The following is a 14452-nucleotide window of genomic DNA, read 5'->3' on the forward strand; positions in this document are numbered from 1 at the left end:
TATGAGTTCCCTTTTCTAATTATGATTACAATCATTATTTCTTTTCTAGAAATTTAAATGTATCTTTAAATTCTTTATTATTCACTTTAATATCAGCATCTTTCAATAAATCATTGACTACTTGTTGTTTCCATTTACCTGTCGTATCTTGTAGTCTTTGTTGTTCTAAATCTTTACGAATTTTTTCCTTTACTTCATCAAATGGCTTCAATTCTTTTTTATCCGTCACTTTAATAATATGGTAACCGTAAGTTGTTTTAACTGGATCACTTACTTGGCCTGCATCTAATTTATACGCAGCTTCTTCAAATTCTTTCACTGTTTGTCCAGGAGCAAAACCAGATATTTCCCCGCCCTGTTCCTTTGAACCAGTATCTTCTGAATACTGTTTTGCTAAGGCAGCAAAATCTTCACCATCATTTACTTTCTCCTTTACTTCTTTAGCTGTCTTTTCATCTTTCACTAAAATGTGACTTACTTTCATTTCTGGTTTATAGTTATCTTTCACATCTTTTTCTGTGACTGTTGCTTTAATCGCTTTCTCAAATGCAATTTCTGGCTTCATTTTTTCTTTTAATTCATCTTCATTTTTCAATCCAAGTTGTTCTAAAGTTGATTTAAAGTTCTCACCCATTTTATCTTTTGCTTCTTCTACTTTCTTTTTTGCTTCCTCATCCGAAACTTTATATTTATCTAACAATGCCTTACTTAACATCATTTGATATAAAGTACTTTCTCCATATTGTTGTCTTAATTCTTTACTTAATTCTTTCTCTGTAACATTTCCTACTTTTGATGTTACTACGTTGTCTGAAGAACCACATGCAGATAATGCTAGCATCACGCATGAAATAATTGTTCCAATAAATATTTTTTTCTTTTTCAATTCAAATACCTCACTTTTATCATTATGCAAATTAACTATACACAGGCATTGTGAAAACAGTGTGTTTTCTGCATGTAATTCATTTCATATGAGTTGACTATGTATCATGCATTTCCATTTTTAAAAATCAAGAGTCTTCTTACTATTATAGTAAGAAGACTCTTTACATACACCTCAAAAACAACACAGCTGCTATAGTTACTTAATACTTACATGTTTTTCAGGTATCCAACTATTCTGCCCGATATCTACCGCATTTCCCACTCTACCCCACACTCGAAAAGATGTCGATCCATCTATATTTCCTTTATAATTCATACATTCAGGCTCCTCATAATAATTTACTCTGTAGCCGACAGGATATTTCGAAGTTGCATAAAACCATTTCACCTTAAAATGTTTTAAATATGTCCACTGCTTATCGTTCCCTAAACAAATCATATCTTGCTCACCGCCTCCCCAATAACCTGTTAAGATTAAATATGGAATTTTCTGAGTGAGTGCACCTGTAAATTGAGGATCCATGGGGTTTTCATATAAATTTATTCCGTATCCATCAGGATATTTCGAAACTGCAATACCAATGCCATTCAGTTGCTGTTTATACACTATGTTAGATTGATTTGCTTTGTTCGAATCTATAAACCAAGAAAGTGACTTATTTCCTACTAATCGATTCAGATCACATTTCCCAATCCCAGGAACATTCCCTGAATCCGTATATTGCCAAATATCACATGGATATGCTGGCTTATTCCCTCCATAACGAGGGATCCATACGAAATCAGCTTCAATATTACGTGCTCCAAATGATAAATACATGTGATGCCCTACATATACTCCTACTTTTTCCGCACCTAAACGGCGTAATTCATCAATAAATGCCTGTGTCCCGCCTTGCATATCTGCCATCGTTTGAACTTCTACGTCCGCCACCCAAAACTTAGCTGATTGATCACCACGATTCCAAAAATCTTGTGCCTCTTTCTTTGCATCAGTAATAGATATAAAACGGCAAAAAGCATAATTACCAAATGGGATACTATACTTTTTCATTTCACTAACATAATTTTGATACATAAAATCCACCGTATTAGAGCCATCTTGAACTCTAGCAATCACTAAATCTAGCTGAGATGCTGCAATATCCCAATTGATAGTTCCATTCCATTTTGAAATATCTACAATATAACCCATACATTCCAGCTCCTTTTTAATGTCTTATTCATAGCTTGTTTTATTGTAAGCCTTATCTCTCTAAAACTAGCTATCTATAATATAAATAAAAAGAATCGTTACTGTTTTAAAAAATATATTCTCTTTCAGAAATATTTCTATTAACTTTAACATATATACCATATAAAACATTCTCATATTTGAAATATACCCTACTATTCATTTGTTATGTAATCTCGTCCTATCAATCAAGGTATCAATCATTTTTACGGATATTAGAAAAAATCCCCCTACATTATTAAATTAAAACTTCCAATATCAATTCCCTTTCAGCTAATATAAATCATTCCTCATTTTCTATATATTCTTAAGTCAAAATCACTATCTTTCCATGAAATTTGAGATTTAGAAAATTTTTAATTAATTGAAGATTATTCCTGCTAACCTACAATTGTCCAATCTGCACACTATTGGTGCATAAAAAAGACATTTTCTATTCATGAAAATGTCTTTTTATAGTCTAATAAAACAATTTTGGTGTTAAATCTTTATTTTGTAATTGTGTATTTTCACTGTTCATAACACAACTTGTTCAAAATAATATTGGGCTATCACAAACCTCATCATTCATTACATCACGAAATACATTGGCAGCAACACCTGTAAACGTTTGACATAAGTTAGAAATATCGTCATTGAAAAACTGAATGACTTCCGCAGCGAAAACCGGAAAGACAACATTCGGTCCGCCAGGGAACTGAGGCTGTACCACAACTTGTTCAAAATAAGGATTATTTTCTAGTGCTACTTGAAATAAATGAGCTATTTCAAATGCATCTAGTGGACAAGGAAATGGATTTACAATTTCATTCTCATTATTCGTTACAATAACTGTCACACTTACATTCCCAAATTGTACAAAAGATTTTAAAAGCGTTGCTAATGCTCTCGCTTTTTCATTACTTAACGCATGCACTAAAATAATATAATTACCACCAACAGGAATAAGCGGCCCAACTGTAACAGTTGGATCAGCACCTATTGAATTTTTTAATTCATTAAAATATGTGATCCACGGTGGCGAAAGCTGAGCTTGTACATTTTCTTCCACTATTTTATACTACCTCCTTATACAATTCTTACTAACATAATATATAGAAAATCAAAAAATACATTAGTTATATTAACCATTTGCGTATTTATTGATTATATTAATTAAACATTTTATTTCGCATTCTCAATTTCCCCTTTACATCTTTAAGCAATTTTACTACTATGAAATTCTTTATTATAAGCAAATCCACTGAAGTTTCATATTATACTAATACGACTCTATATCCTTTAACTTATAATACTCAATATTAGGAGCTGATTTCATGGAAAAAAAACCTATCGTATTCAAAATCCCACCAAATTCAAAACTAAAAGTTACATTTTTCGGTCCTTGTAACGAAGTAATTACAAATGTGTCTATAATTAATCAACTATGCACCCCTAAATGTCAAACTATCACGCAATATCCAGACTTTAAGAAATATGTAACTGAAGTACGATCGCTATCCCGTTGTTAGTCCGCATAATGTACGATTTTCACAAATTTGTTACCTAAAATAACTGAGAAAGAAAATAAATGCATTCCTAAACTAAAATTACTCATTTTATGATATTCCATTGATAATTCATTGATTTTTTACACGTTTTTATTAAAAGAACATATATTATCGTATGGAGATTATCCACTCATAAAACCTATCTTTCTTTGGAGCGTACTTTTTATGTATGCTCTTTTTTTATGTAACCGTCCTCCTTCTAAATTGACCTACAATATATTAAAATTCTTTATATACTCAAGGAGGTCAAATATGTTCAAGCTGCATCCGATACTACTCATCTTAGGATTGATTTTGTTTTTATATAGTGTAATCGTCTTTATGTTATTCTTTTCAGTGTATTAGCATTCGCTACACAAATCTATGTTCAATATGTAATTTCTATATAGTAAAGAAAAAACGTAATGATACGATCTTTTATATATTCCATCTTTCTTGTTCTATAAGAAAACTAGTAAACTTACTAACAATGAGTTTGTACAAGCATGTTACTTATTATTCTGTTTATTATCTGAAGAAGATTGAAACCCTTACAAATTAAACTGCACTTTACCTATTTACTTATATATTTTAGAAAAACAATAATAATCCCCCACCATTTGGTAAGGGGATTAACTAAACCTACTACAAAACATTTAATGATCTGTTTTATTTAATTGGAGAAGGAAATCTTGCCGCTTCAAAGTGAACCGTATTTACACCATTAACATTTTGTACAATTACGCCAGCAATACTACTTTCTGCAAAAATTTCAACTAAATCTCCTGCTTCTAATTGAAGAATAGTAATTACGGAAACATCATTATTAAAAAATACTCCTGTTCCAAAGAAATCATTATCTATCGCTATTGCTGGATTGCCATTTACACGAATTTCTACTCTAGCTCTGTAATTTACATTAAAATCATTTGGAGAAAATGTTATATTTCCTAATACACTATATACCCCTCTAGTTTTCGGAGTAAAAATCGACGTTACTGGATTATATTCATTCGCTAGATCAAATTGTTCATTTTGAAATAATACTTTAACAGGAGTATTTGCTAGAACAGGTTGATTAACTGTATTCACAGCTCTAAATGCCGATGCCCTTACAAGCTCCTCTTTCTTATCATCACAACACTTCACCTTTACATACTTCCTATCACATTTACTACTTTTCCTATAACAATCATGACTTTCCTTTTTGTAATCTTTACAATACTTACAGTAATAATAAGACATAGTTAGTCCCCCTTTACACTTATTTTTACATAGTATGCTATATAGATTAGAATAGCTTGGACGACCTGTTACTATTTTTAATAGAGTAAAAAACCCTCACCATTTCGGTGAGGGTTTACCTTTAAGCTTCTGTAAACTCATTGTTTAATGACTTTATTTAATTGGAGAAGGAAATCTTGCTGCTTCAAAATGTGCACCATCTTCTAAAGGACTTAAAACTCCATCTATACTACTTTGTGCATAAATCTCAACTTCATCCCCTGCATTCAATTGAACAATCGTCGAAACACTTACTACATTTCCAAAACTTATTGGACCAAAAAAGTCATTATCTATAGCTATCGCTGCGTTTCCATTCACACGAATTTCTACACGCGCTCTATAATTTAAAGTTGGATCGTTTGGAAAGAAACCAATCGTTCCAATAATAGAATATACTCCTTTAGTCTTCGGCATAAAAATAGATGTTGCTGGATTATACTCATTCGCTAAATCAAATTGTTCATTTTGAAATAACACTTTCACAAAAGTATTAGCAGGAACATTTTGATTTACTGTATTTCTAGCTCTAAATGCGGATGCTCTAACAAGATTGTCCTTGTTATCATGGCACTTACTAGTGTTCTTACAACAATCATGATGCTTCTTTTTATACTCCTTACAATACTTACAGTAGTAATAACAAGACATACTAATTCCCCTTTCAAACTTATTACTACATATTATGTAAGATTGATTTATAAGGTTTGGACTAGCTATTTTTATTATTCATAAGGGCGCTATTAACCTGCACCCTTATTTATATACACCACTTAATTCCTTACTAGTTATAAGTTGTATACAGTTCCATATGGAATAGTAAGAAAAGAACTTCCGTACGGTGTAACATGATGTACTGGGTAAAAATACTCTACGGATGAATAATACGGTTGTACACCTTGCTGCTGCATTTGCAATTGTTGTTGCATTTGCAATGCTTGTTGAATAGCTTGGACTGTACTTTGTGCTCCACTATACGTTATAGATGTACCATACGCTGGTCGCATACCAGTTTCAGAATTAAAATATGAATAAAACATGATTTTCAACTCACTTCCGTATAATTTATTACAAAGTATGTTATGATTCTATATTTCAGTGAGTGCTGAAAGCTAATTCACTAGCTTTTATTAAGTTTAAACATTTTTAATATAAATATCATTCTCCAAATAAAAGCACCCTCAACGGATGCTTTTTGTTTCTCGCTAAATGTTCCTACTACCATTATTCATTAGCAATAATTTAGTTGTCCACGAATTTCACCATTAGGATGTTGTACTGTATGAACATTAATATATATGTTTCCAGATATAATCTCATTTACAAGAGTGCCTAATGTTTGACCCGCTAGCGGTCCAACCAAATCTTCTTGAGTAATCATTCCCGTAAGAGTTGCACACTCTATTGAAACTGGATTTGTTATCGGTCCAAATAAAAAGGCTACAACAGGACCGTTCGTGCCTTTTAATCCAAGATGCAGATGGGCAGCTACTACATCTTCTATATTGAATAAATCTAACTTGAAGTTTAGGCTAAGCTCGTCCCAACTTAATTTAAAGAAACCCTCTCCTCGAGCATCTGTTTCTACTGGTGGAACTTCGTTTCTACCACGCAACTTTGCAAAGAACATATCTATCACTCCTATACTTTTTATACTTCTAATATATTCTGATCTTTCTTATAAAGTGACAAAAAAGCAGCTGTTAGTTCAATTTTAATTTATTAAATATAATAGATTAATTTATTAATTATATTTAATCCATACATTTAACTATTACATTTTAAAGTTTAGTTCATATACTATATTAGATTACTAGAAAGGAGGTCTAAGCATGGAAAGTTGTGTTTTGTTCGTTAATGGACAACCTCTTTTAGTGGTTTCAGTTGCTGGAATCGAAATTGCTAGATTAGAGCTTTCTCTTCAAGTAGCATTGACTTTAATAGCATTAGGAATTCCAATTTGTGCATAATATTTAGATAGTTATAAAAAAGAGGGCTTAAGCTCTCTTTTTTATTTATTCCTTAACATTAAAAAAGACACCAGTTGGATAATGGTATCTATTGAAATATTCGCCATAAGTTTCATCACCACTAAACTAATAATCCTAATTCACGTATAATTCCTGAGAACGAATAACCACATGCAAAACCTACAATACGAACTCCTGGATCCCATCTATGTTCTAAATCTTCATTGTACGTTTTCTTGTAATATGCTAGTTTAGAATATATGTTATATTTGTCGTTAACAATTACTTCATCACTAGAAAATCTATCCATTCTAATCTGAACAGCTACATATTCTACTCCTTCATTTAATAACATTTTTCTAATTCTTCTAATGTCTTCCGCACTATTAACCTTCTATTTAAACGGTCATTATTTTCAATAAAAAAGCAGTCACATCTGAGGTTGCAAACATATACAAAAAGCACTCTTAATGAGCATTTAATAGATTATAAGCTATTTGCTTTTCTTACAAAATAGCATATGGTTTTTATATAGAAATCATTTTTCAAAAAGCAAGGTTATTCATATGTCTTTTCAAAAATATAGTGATAACACTAAAGTGTATTAATAAAGTGAAACTTTAATCAGCCCTCATCAATCGGGCTTTTACGGGCAACCTGATCCCCACCTAACTTCTTTGCTTGCGCTTAATTTTGAGGTAGGGATCTTACTGCCCGCAAATAGCGGAATTAATTTGATTTTAGCGTTGGTTCCATTACAATAATTTATTAATTAAAGAGCCTCTTTCCATAGGAGCTCTCTTTCATTCTCTCAATTTAAATTTACTATTCCATTATTAATAAGTATAAGTTATTTTTCTAAAAAGCAGTTTCTATTACCAGTTTTTATGAAATCTTTTAGTTTTTACTAACAGCTCTTTTTTATTAAACTAATAATACTCCTTAAACCCATTTTACCTACTGCATCATATAATTTTAAACTTAGAATTCAATAAAAAAGTTTCTTACCATTAAATATGCGCACTATATGAGGTTCTTTTAAAACTAGTCTATTTATCATCCCCTTCTAACTCCTCACTTTCTTCACGTATTTGTCCAATTAATGAAAATACAGAACCTACAGCTTGGATCCAACTTCCTATGATATCTATTGACTGACCTTCTTTCTTTTTATCCGGGTCACTATTTACTTGATTGTCTAAATTTCCCACTGTATCACTTACTAGGTCTTCTTTACTATCATGCCGCTCTCCTCTAATACTTTTTAACTCGTAAACTCCTCCAATTGCCTGCAAGGAATTCCCTATAGCTTGCAATAAATTTCCTACAATATTAAAAGTTTCATCTTTATCTGAAGCATCTTCAAATTCATCTGCTAATGCTGTAAGTCCTCCTAAAGCCTGTATCCAATTTCCAGCAATCACTAATTTAATTTTAGTTTCATCTTTAAAATCAATAACCAATCCTGATATTACAGTTACATTACCAGTTGATTGAATTTCGTTCCCAATTTTTTCAAGAGATATTTCTCCTTGACCATCAGCTTCTAAAGCGTTACCAACTGCTTGTAATGTGTTTCCATATATATTCAGATCCTCCCGTACATTACTACTTATAAAATAGAACGGTGTACTTCCAATAGCGGAAGTTATTGTACCTATAGCTGCTATCAATGCACCAAATATTTCTTTTAATTGGTTCTCCATTTATAACCTATCCTAACATTAAATAATTACTTTTATCCTATTCAATTACACAGCTATCTGTTAAAAAGTCACACTGTCCCTTACCTTGTTCCTCTTTTATTATATTGTCTTATAAAAATAACACCAATATATATTGTTTGCTCCTCTTCATTGTTTTGTATAATACATATTACTAACCACACTTTTTTAATGTCCTATCTTTAAATGTATTAAACCACTCACTAGTCATAATTCTCTTCACATAAATTGCTCATTTTATGATTCAAAAAAATAAATACATTTCCATTACATTTTTTAAACTTCATTAAACCCCTCATTAATAACCAACAATTGATATATGTCCCATAAGAACATCCCCATTTCCTTGAAAAACACTTTAAACTCAGAAGTGATTATAAATTATCTATATTACAATCTAAACTAATTTTCCTATCCATACATATTTTTTCGCCTCCCAATCATGTCTCTACAAAATAAAAAAGCAGCTATTAAGCTGCTTTGAATTCAATTTATCCCCAAAAGAAATGATATATATATTCTCCCGTTACACTTTGATTGATTCCAACAATTCTAGAAAGCCTCATCAAGTCTGCTCCCTGAAGGAAATACATTGCGAGCATAACTGGCACTTGTGACCACATAAATTGATAAAGTTCCTCGGCTCTCTGATTTGTGGAAACAATTAAATCATTTACAGGTCCTTGATTCCATACTGAAGTTCTAACTGAATTAAATAGAAGATCTTTCCCATTAACCACTATTCTGGCCATACTTTGAGTTATGTCCACATTAATTCCCTCCATCATTACAAAAATCGGACCTGTTTCTACAATCATATTTTATAAATATTCTTGACTGTTATAAATGATTAAGGCAAATCCCTAATAATTTTTTATTAATTAAATTCCTTTACATTTATATAATTTCTAACCTTATACAGCTTTTTTCAGCTCGCCTAGCAACTTCACTCTTCTCGTAATGAGAATGTAATCGTTCAATATTTGCTAATTCATTCGACTCACTGGCGGACAACCAAAATCGTTGTCTGCTTTTGTATGATATTTTTCATTTTACATATATTACTGTTGAACCTGCAGACCAATACGAGCCATTTTAGTGCTTGGGATTTCTCTTCTGAGGATAAGTATCTTTTACTTATCCCTTTTTGTATAGATACGTATATTTAGGATAAAACTAATTACAAACAGATTTTCTTTTTATGCGTAGTTCTAAAAAAGAATACTTTTTTCTTCTATTAAAGGACAGCATATACGACTGCTAGTCCTTTTTTATTTATATTGTATACTCCCCTTCTTGTAGCTCGGAACTACATTTCTCCTATCATCGTATTAAGTAATTTTCCAATAAGAGTGACAGTTATACTTTTCTACTGTCACATCAAACAAAACGAATAGAAATCTCACAGAAAAAGAGAGATATTGTAAGGACTATAATGATTACGATTTGGTATGCTCAACTTATAACGATAACCCCTGCAATTTCAGAAGTTTGACACAGCTCTGAAAAAAGCTTATAAAGAAAAGTGAGGTTCCTGATATTCGTTTCCATGATTTAAGGCATACCCATGCAACATTAATGTTAAATCAAGGAATTCATCCGAAGATTGTTAGTAAACGACTAGGACATAAAAGAGTAGACATCACATTGGACACCTACTCACATGTCGTACCAGGCCTAAAAGAAAAAGCAGTCAAAGATTTTGCAAACAATCTATTTCAAAAACACTAATGTTTGCAATTACGGATTTTGCATAAAAATACTAGCTTATCCGTGTAACATTGAGAGGAGTCAAAAACATGAGAGAAATCAAATCTGACAAGGAATTCAAAGACATCATCGCAAGCGAGGAGCCTGTAGTTGTTAAGTTCTTTACTACATGGTGCCCAGATTGCGTACGTATGGACAACTTTATCGGAGATGTAATGGAAGAGTTCAATAAATTTGAATGGTATTCTATCAATAAAGATGAGTTTCCAAGTATCGCTGAAGAGTATCAAGTAATGGGTATTCCAAGTTTACTTGTATACCAAAACGGTGAGAAGCTAGGCCACTTACATAGTGCTAATGCAAAAACAGAAGAGCAAGTTACTGAGTTTTTAGAAGCATACTAAAATGAAAACCCTCTGGAAAATATTTTTCAGAGGGTTTTCATCTATTTTCACAATTATCTTTTGAAGTTTTTCATCGTTTAATGAATTACGCCTTGTCATGATAAGAATAATACGTAGTAAGAAAAGTATTCGTTTCTTCATCCATCTCCCCTCCTATCTCTTTAGTAAATAAACTCCAATTCGGTTTACACCCTGACTTTGTACTTTTCAACATATTTTTCCTTCACGAAACTTTGTTATCCCCTTCTTAAAAAGCTATAAAACGTCAACAATGTTTGTATAGACCCACACGACTTTCGTTTGATACTCTATTTATAGAAAGAATTCCTTTAAAGAAAGGTGAGTGATTAAAATGGATACTCTTTCTCATAAAGAAGCTGATAAAGGTGCTATTGTCAGCATTATGGCCTACATATTTTTATCCTCTATGAAAATCATCATCAGTTATATTACCCTCTCTAGTGCATTACGTGCTGACGGTTTAAATAACTTAACGGATATCGGTGCTTCTTTAGCGATATTAATTGGTCTAAAAATATCTCGTAAACCTCGTGACCCAGATCATCCGTATGGGCATTCGCGGGCCGAACAAATCGCATCACTGGTTGCGTCCTTCATTATGGCAACAGTCGGATTAGAAGTTGTTATTAGTGCCATTCAATCTTTCTTAAATCCGAAACAAGCAGCACCTAATGTACTCGCTGCATGGGTTGCTCTATTTTCTGCTGTCGTTATGTACTGCGTGTATTTGTATACGAAAAAAATTGCAGCACGAACAAAAAGTAAATCATTAGAAGCCGCTGCAAAGGATAATTTATCAGATGCACTCGTAAGTATTGGTACTGTAGTAGGTATTGTCGGTTCTCAGTTCCAAATGCCTATTTTAGACCCTATTGCCGCTTTAATTGTTGGTCTTATTATTTGTAAAACTGCATGGGAGATTTTCGTAGAATCTTCTCATATGCTAACAGATGGAATTGATCCTGATAAAATGGAGGAATACGCTGATGCTATTGAACATATTGGCGGTGTGGAAAACATTGTAGATATTCGAGCACGTATGTACGGGAATCAAACGTACGTTGATATTACAATTGAGGTAGATGCTCGTATGGATGTTGGAGAAAGTCACTGTATTACTGACAATATCGAGGCTATGCTTCGCAAAAAGTTCGGAATTTACCATGCACACATTCATGTTGAGCCAATGAAAAAAGAACCTATTATGACATAGGTTCTTTTTTTATGAACGTTTTATGAAATATAACACATAAAACGAGCCAGCTACCGCCAGCTGCCCATCCTGCTAATACGTCAGATGGATAGTGCACGCCAAGATATATTCGGCTAACTGAAATAGATAATACAACAAAGCTTGCTATAAGAATAATTAATAATTTTTTATGCAATGAAATACGATCTTCAGTAATTGTGACGTATGCAATAAATCCTAAAAAAGCAGTAGCATTCATCGTATGACCGCTCGGAAAACTATATCCAGTTGCAGTAACAAGCTGCGTGACATCAGGTCTTGCTCGTTCGTACCATAGTTTAAGCATACTGTTTAAATAACGAGATCCGTAGTAATTAATTGTTAGAAGTAACGCACTAAGCAACTTTTTTCTAACGAGAAAATACATTACAAGAATAATGAGTAATGGAAAATATATTCTTTTTGAACCGATAAAAGACACCCAAGTAAAATAGGTCGTCAAATAATCGTTTCGAAAGCTTTGAATAAAATGTGCGACTATATTGTCAAAATTCTCAATACAAGCGGTATGATACGAAAGTGATAATACGACAAAACAAATGAGTAACGTAAAACTTAGCAAGTATAAATGTCGATATCGTTTCACATACATAACCTCACTATGCAAAAAAATGGAGCGGTTGTTTTAGTTTTCCTCTCCATTTCTTTTTTATGCATAGTTTATTAAAAAATATAATTATTAATTTTTTGCTTCATCTCAGGAATATCTTCTCTTGTTACGGTAAAACGAATCACCTTCTCATCAAGATCAAGCGCCTCAGCGAATAATCCAGCTAAACCACGGGATTTTCTATCTACTTCCATAATAATTTCTAGTCGGTCGTATGCACGCGGCAAGATTAATAATTCTAATTCATCTAATTTCCCATAATGCTCTCCAGAAACCGGAATAAACTCAAATTCTTGTGCGAATGGAACTTGCTTACGTAATCGGTGCGGTAATTCTTCACATTCTATATGACGTGCTTTAAACCCTAATTCATTTACACTATCTAAAACACTACTTAATAATGCATTGGGTAACACTTGAACGTAGTCGCGGTCACTTGGGTCTATACTACGTTTAATATCAAGACCTGTATGAATCCAAACCGTTTTCATACCAAGTGTAAGTGGTGCTTCAATTGGCATTGGAAAAGAAAATGGAATTTCAACTTTTTCATTCGGTTCTACAGAAAAAGGTTCTGTTAAGCGTACTCGCTCTAAATCATATGTTGCTGTTACTTTTTTATCATCCACTTCTCGTACATACGACGTCGATAATGTTAAGTAAATGCTTTCAATTTGTTGGCTAACTGAACCTCCAGTTATATGAACCTTTCCAACTATTTCTTCCCCAACAATATACTCATCTTTTTCAAGAACAGTATCTACCTTTGCACTTCCAATACCAACGCTTGCTAAAAACTTTTGAAACATGGAGTCTCCATCCTTTCTAAAGCAGAAGCTACATCTTGTTTTAAATCTTGTACATTCTCATAGTACGGCGTTTTTATTTGTAACATTCTCATAAGAATTTCGCGATTATAATGTTCCAAAGTTAATTCTTCGTACCATGGTTTTTCCTGTTTTTCATTAGATTCATATCCTGCATATAATAAAAATAACGAGAAATGACCGAGCGCATAAAAGTCGCTACGAAAGTGAACTTCTCGCATCAAAGCTTGTTCACCTTCGTAAGTTGTAGCTCGCTCATCATCCTCACCTTTCCATTTAGCCAATCCAAAATCAATAATACTAATTTGATTTTCTTTCATTAGTATGTTTGGAATGCGTAAATCTCGATGAATAATGCCTTCACTATGAAACACCGATACAATTTCTAATATTTCATATAAAATCTCAAAAACTTCACGTTCTGTATATACATACCCATCTATGAAAATATAATCTTCAAAATTTTTACCAGGCATGTACTCCATCACAAAGAAGCTCTTTTTCTCCCATATGAAATGATCATATAGACTAGGAATTGCATGATGATTTAATGTTTGTAAAATCATTTTCTCTTGTTCAAATGATTTTCTACCAGACTCATATCTTTGTTTACTTTGTCTTAATTGTTTTAAGACTTTATATCTATTTATTTGTAAATCATTAACGACATATGTAACCCCATAACTGCCCATTCCAATTACTGATTCAATTTTATAACGTTCTGCAACAATTGTATTTTTTCGCAGTGGTCTATCAAATAAAGCTAGTACACGACGCCATTTCATCAGCTACTTGAAAAGAAGCTACGGCTTTTACGTTTTCTTTTATAATGTTGATGTCCATAACCAGATGAACGTCGTTTATAATCGCTACTTGAATACGAGCGCCCTCTACGACGATAATCACTACTTGAATACGAACGATATTTTTTCTTTCCTAATAAAGAATCAATAATTTTTTTGAACATCCCTTCACCTCTTGAGTAAAATTTCCTTTTCA

17 protein-coding genes and 3 pseudogenes are annotated in these 14452 nt (G+C 32.4%); 5 read left to right on the top strand and 15 right to left on the bottom strand.

What is annotated here, in order from left to right:
• Window positions 1-34: 34 nt before the first annotated feature.
• The 3 genes and pseudogenes from ACO6VI_RS13495 to ACO6VI_RS13505 all read right to left on the bottom strand — a co-directional run bounded on the left by ACO6VI_RS13495 (window position 35) and on the right by ACO6VI_RS13505 (window position 3173).
• The gene (locus ACO6VI_RS13495; RefSeq protein ID WP_063547169.1) at window positions 35-886 is read right to left on the bottom strand and encodes a peptidylprolyl isomerase PrsA; all 852 of its coding nucleotides are present in this window, start codon (window positions 884-886) and stop codon (window positions 35-37) included.
• Between the two features lie 198 nt (window positions 887-1084).
• Window positions 1085-2083, bottom strand: coding sequence for a glycoside hydrolase family 25 protein (locus tag ACO6VI_RS13500; protein WP_422423486.1), 999 nt, complete (start codon window positions 2081-2083; stop codon window positions 1085-1087).
• Between the two features lie 499 nt (window positions 2084-2582).
• Window positions 2583-3173 (bottom strand): annotated as a pseudogene (locus ACO6VI_RS13505) (hypothetical protein).
• Window positions 3174-3438: 265 nt separating this feature from the next.
• Here ACO6VI_RS13505 and ACO6VI_RS13510 point away from each other — a divergent pair.
• Window positions 3439-3633 carry a hypothetical protein gene (locus ACO6VI_RS13510; protein WP_000412557.1) on the top strand — a complete coding sequence of 65 codons (195 nt, stop codon included), beginning with the start codon at window positions 3439-3441 and terminating at the stop codon, window positions 3631-3633.
• A gap of 687 nt (window positions 3634-4320) precedes the next feature.
• Here the strand turns inward: ACO6VI_RS13510 and ACO6VI_RS13515 are convergent.
• The 4 genes from ACO6VI_RS13515 to ACO6VI_RS13530 all read right to left on the bottom strand — a co-directional run bounded on the left by ACO6VI_RS13515 (window position 4321) and on the right by ACO6VI_RS13530 (window position 6565).
• Window positions 4321-4896 carry a hypothetical protein gene (locus tag ACO6VI_RS13515; protein ID WP_063547167.1) on the bottom strand — a complete coding sequence of 192 codons (576 nt, stop codon included), beginning with the start codon at window positions 4894-4896 and terminating at the stop codon, window positions 4321-4323.
• Between the two features lie 153 nt (window positions 4897-5049).
• Entirely contained in the window at window positions 5050-5586 is a 537-nt protein-coding gene (locus ACO6VI_RS13520; protein WP_001278088.1) for a C1q-like domain-containing protein, read from the bottom strand.
• 137 nt (window positions 5587-5723) lie between these two features.
• On the bottom strand, window positions 5724-5975 hold the full coding sequence (locus ACO6VI_RS13525) for a DUF3947 family protein (protein WP_000500095.1): 252 nt from the start codon (window positions 5973-5975) through the stop codon (window positions 5724-5726).
• Window positions 5976-6166: 191 nt separating this feature from the next.
• The gene (locus tag ACO6VI_RS13530) at window positions 6167-6565 is read right to left on the bottom strand and encodes a CHRD domain-containing protein (protein WP_098355998.1); all 399 of its coding nucleotides are present in this window, start codon (window positions 6563-6565) and stop codon (window positions 6167-6169) included.
• 202 nt (window positions 6566-6767) lie between these two features.
• Here ACO6VI_RS13530 and ACO6VI_RS13535 point away from each other — a divergent pair, with 202 nt between their 5' ends.
• Complete coding sequence (locus ACO6VI_RS13535; RefSeq protein ID WP_000443219.1) at window positions 6768-6905, top strand: DUF3956 family protein; 138 nt, start codon at window positions 6768-6770, stop codon at window positions 6903-6905.
• A 121-nt stretch (window positions 6906-7026) separates the two neighbouring features.
• On the opposite strand, the pseudogene ACO6VI_RS13540 reads toward ACO6VI_RS13535, so the two are convergent.
• From ACO6VI_RS13540 to ACO6VI_RS13550, 3 genes and pseudogenes are all read right to left on the bottom strand, one after another.
• A pseudogene (locus tag ACO6VI_RS13540) lies at window positions 7027-7289 on the bottom strand (hypothetical protein).
• Between the two features lie 665 nt (window positions 7290-7954).
• The gene (locus ACO6VI_RS13545) at window positions 7955-8611 is read right to left on the bottom strand and encodes a DUF6944 family repetitive protein (protein WP_063547164.1); all 657 of its coding nucleotides are present in this window, start codon (window positions 8609-8611) and stop codon (window positions 7955-7957) included.
• Window positions 8612-9120: 509 nt separating this feature from the next.
• Complete coding sequence (locus ACO6VI_RS13550; protein WP_063549296.1) at window positions 9121-9417, bottom strand: hypothetical protein; 297 nt, start codon at window positions 9415-9417, stop codon at window positions 9121-9123.
• Between the two features lie 619 nt (window positions 9418-10036).
• Between ACO6VI_RS13550 and ACO6VI_RS13555 the strand changes: the two are divergent.
• A pseudogene (locus ACO6VI_RS13555) lies at window positions 10037-10360 on the top strand (tyrosine-type recombinase/integrase); the annotation flags it as partial.
• Between the two features lie 68 nt (window positions 10361-10428).
• The gene (locus ACO6VI_RS13560) at window positions 10429-10743 is read left to right on the top strand and encodes a thioredoxin family protein (RefSeq protein WP_001206934.1); all 315 of its coding nucleotides are present in this window, start codon (window positions 10429-10431) and stop codon (window positions 10741-10743) included.
• Here ACO6VI_RS13560 and ACO6VI_RS13565 read toward each other — a convergent pair.
• The gene (locus ACO6VI_RS13565; protein ID WP_237655406.1) at window positions 10729-10884 is read right to left on the bottom strand and encodes a hypothetical protein; all 156 of its coding nucleotides are present in this window, start codon (window positions 10882-10884) and stop codon (window positions 10729-10731) included. The genes ACO6VI_RS13560 and ACO6VI_RS13565 overlap by 15 nt on opposite strands.
• A 211-nt stretch (window positions 10885-11095) precedes the next feature.
• On the opposite strand from ACO6VI_RS13565, the gene ACO6VI_RS13570 reads away from it, so the two are divergent.
• Window positions 11096-11977: a cation diffusion facilitator family transporter gene (locus tag ACO6VI_RS13570; RefSeq protein ID WP_000380385.1), complete on the top strand. Its 882-nt coding sequence runs from the start codon at window positions 11096-11098 to the stop codon at window positions 11975-11977.
• On the opposite strand, the gene ACO6VI_RS13575 is transcribed toward ACO6VI_RS13570, so the two are convergent.
• The 4 genes from ACO6VI_RS13575 to ACO6VI_RS13590 form a co-directional block, all read right to left on the bottom strand.
• Window positions 11967-12602, bottom strand: coding sequence for a phosphatase PAP2 family protein (locus ACO6VI_RS13575; RefSeq protein ID WP_000833369.1), 636 nt, complete (start codon window positions 12600-12602; stop codon window positions 11967-11969). The genes ACO6VI_RS13570 and ACO6VI_RS13575 overlap by 11 nt on opposite strands.
• Window positions 12603-12679: 77 nt before the next feature.
• The gene (locus ACO6VI_RS13580) at window positions 12680-13435 is read right to left on the bottom strand and encodes a sporulation protein (protein ID WP_000486625.1); all 756 of its coding nucleotides are present in this window, start codon (window positions 13433-13435) and stop codon (window positions 12680-12682) included.
• On the bottom strand, window positions 13417-14238 hold the full coding sequence (locus ACO6VI_RS13585) for a serine/threonine protein kinase (protein ID WP_098355997.1): 822 nt from the start codon (window positions 14236-14238) through the stop codon (window positions 13417-13419). Before ACO6VI_RS13585 ends, ACO6VI_RS13580 begins: the two co-directional genes overlap by 19 nt.
• Window positions 14238-14420, bottom strand: a complete 183-nt coding sequence (locus ACO6VI_RS13590) for a hypothetical protein (protein WP_000473371.1) — start codon at window positions 14418-14420, stop codon at window positions 14238-14240. Before ACO6VI_RS13590 ends, ACO6VI_RS13585 begins: the two co-directional genes overlap by 1 nt.
• Between the last annotated feature and the right edge of the window lie 32 nt (window positions 14421-14452).

This window comes from Bacillus sp. PSXD-155 (genome assembly GCF_049310765.1).
GTDB lineage: Bacteria > Bacillota > Bacilli > Bacillales > Bacillaceae_G > Bacillus_A > Bacillus_A cereus.

Bases quoted from the DNA above. Each gene is read 5' to 3' on its own strand.
- ACO6VI_RS13500 (WP_422423486.1), bottom strand. From the start codon at position 2,083: ATGGGTTATATTGTAGATATTTCAAAATGGAATGGAACTATCAATTGG.
- ACO6VI_RS13510 (WP_000412557.1), top strand. From the start codon at position 3,439: ATGGAAAAAAAACCTATCGTATTCAAAATCCCACCAAATTCAAAACTA.
- ACO6VI_RS13515 (WP_063547167.1), bottom strand. From the start codon at position 4,896: ATGTCTTATTATTACTGTAAGTATTGTAAAGATTACAAAAAGGAAAGT.
- ACO6VI_RS13520 (WP_001278088.1), bottom strand. From the start codon at position 5,586: ATGTCTTGTTATTACTACTGTAAGTATTGTAAGGAGTATAAAAAGAAG.
- ACO6VI_RS13525 (WP_000500095.1), bottom strand. From the start codon at position 5,975: ATGTTTTATTCATATTTTAATTCTGAAACTGGTATGCGACCAGCGTAT.
- ACO6VI_RS13530 (WP_098355998.1), bottom strand. From the start codon at position 6,565: ATGTTCTTTGCAAAGTTGCGTGGTAGAAACGAAGTTCCACCAGTAGAA.
- ACO6VI_RS13535 (WP_000443219.1), top strand. From the start codon at position 6,768: ATGGAAAGTTGTGTTTTGTTCGTTAATGGACAACCTCTTTTAGTGGTT.
- ACO6VI_RS13545 (WP_063547164.1), bottom strand. From the start codon at position 8,611: ATGGAGAACCAATTAAAAGAAATATTTGGTGCATTGATAGCAGCTATA.
- ACO6VI_RS13550 (WP_063549296.1), bottom strand. From the start codon at position 9,417: ATGATGGAGGGAATTAATGTGGACATAACTCAAAGTATGGCCAGAATA.
- ACO6VI_RS13560 (WP_001206934.1), top strand. From the start codon at position 10,429: ATGAGAGAAATCAAATCTGACAAGGAATTCAAAGACATCATCGCAAGC.
- ACO6VI_RS13565 (WP_237655406.1), bottom strand. From the start codon at position 10,884: ATGAAGAAACGAATACTTTTCTTACTACGTATTATTCTTATCATGACA.
- ACO6VI_RS13570 (WP_000380385.1), top strand. From the start codon at position 11,096: ATGGATACTCTTTCTCATAAAGAAGCTGATAAAGGTGCTATTGTCAGC.
- ACO6VI_RS13580 (WP_000486625.1), bottom strand. From the start codon at position 13,435: ATGTTTCAAAAGTTTTTAGCAAGCGTTGGTATTGGAAGTGCAAAGGTA.
- ACO6VI_RS13585 (WP_098355997.1), bottom strand. From the start codon at position 14,238: ATGAAATGGCGTCGTGTACTAGCTTTATTTGATAGACCACTGCGAAAA.
- ACO6VI_RS13590 (WP_000473371.1), bottom strand. From the start codon at position 14,420: ATGTTCAAAAAAATTATTGATTCTTTATTAGGAAAGAAAAAATATCGT.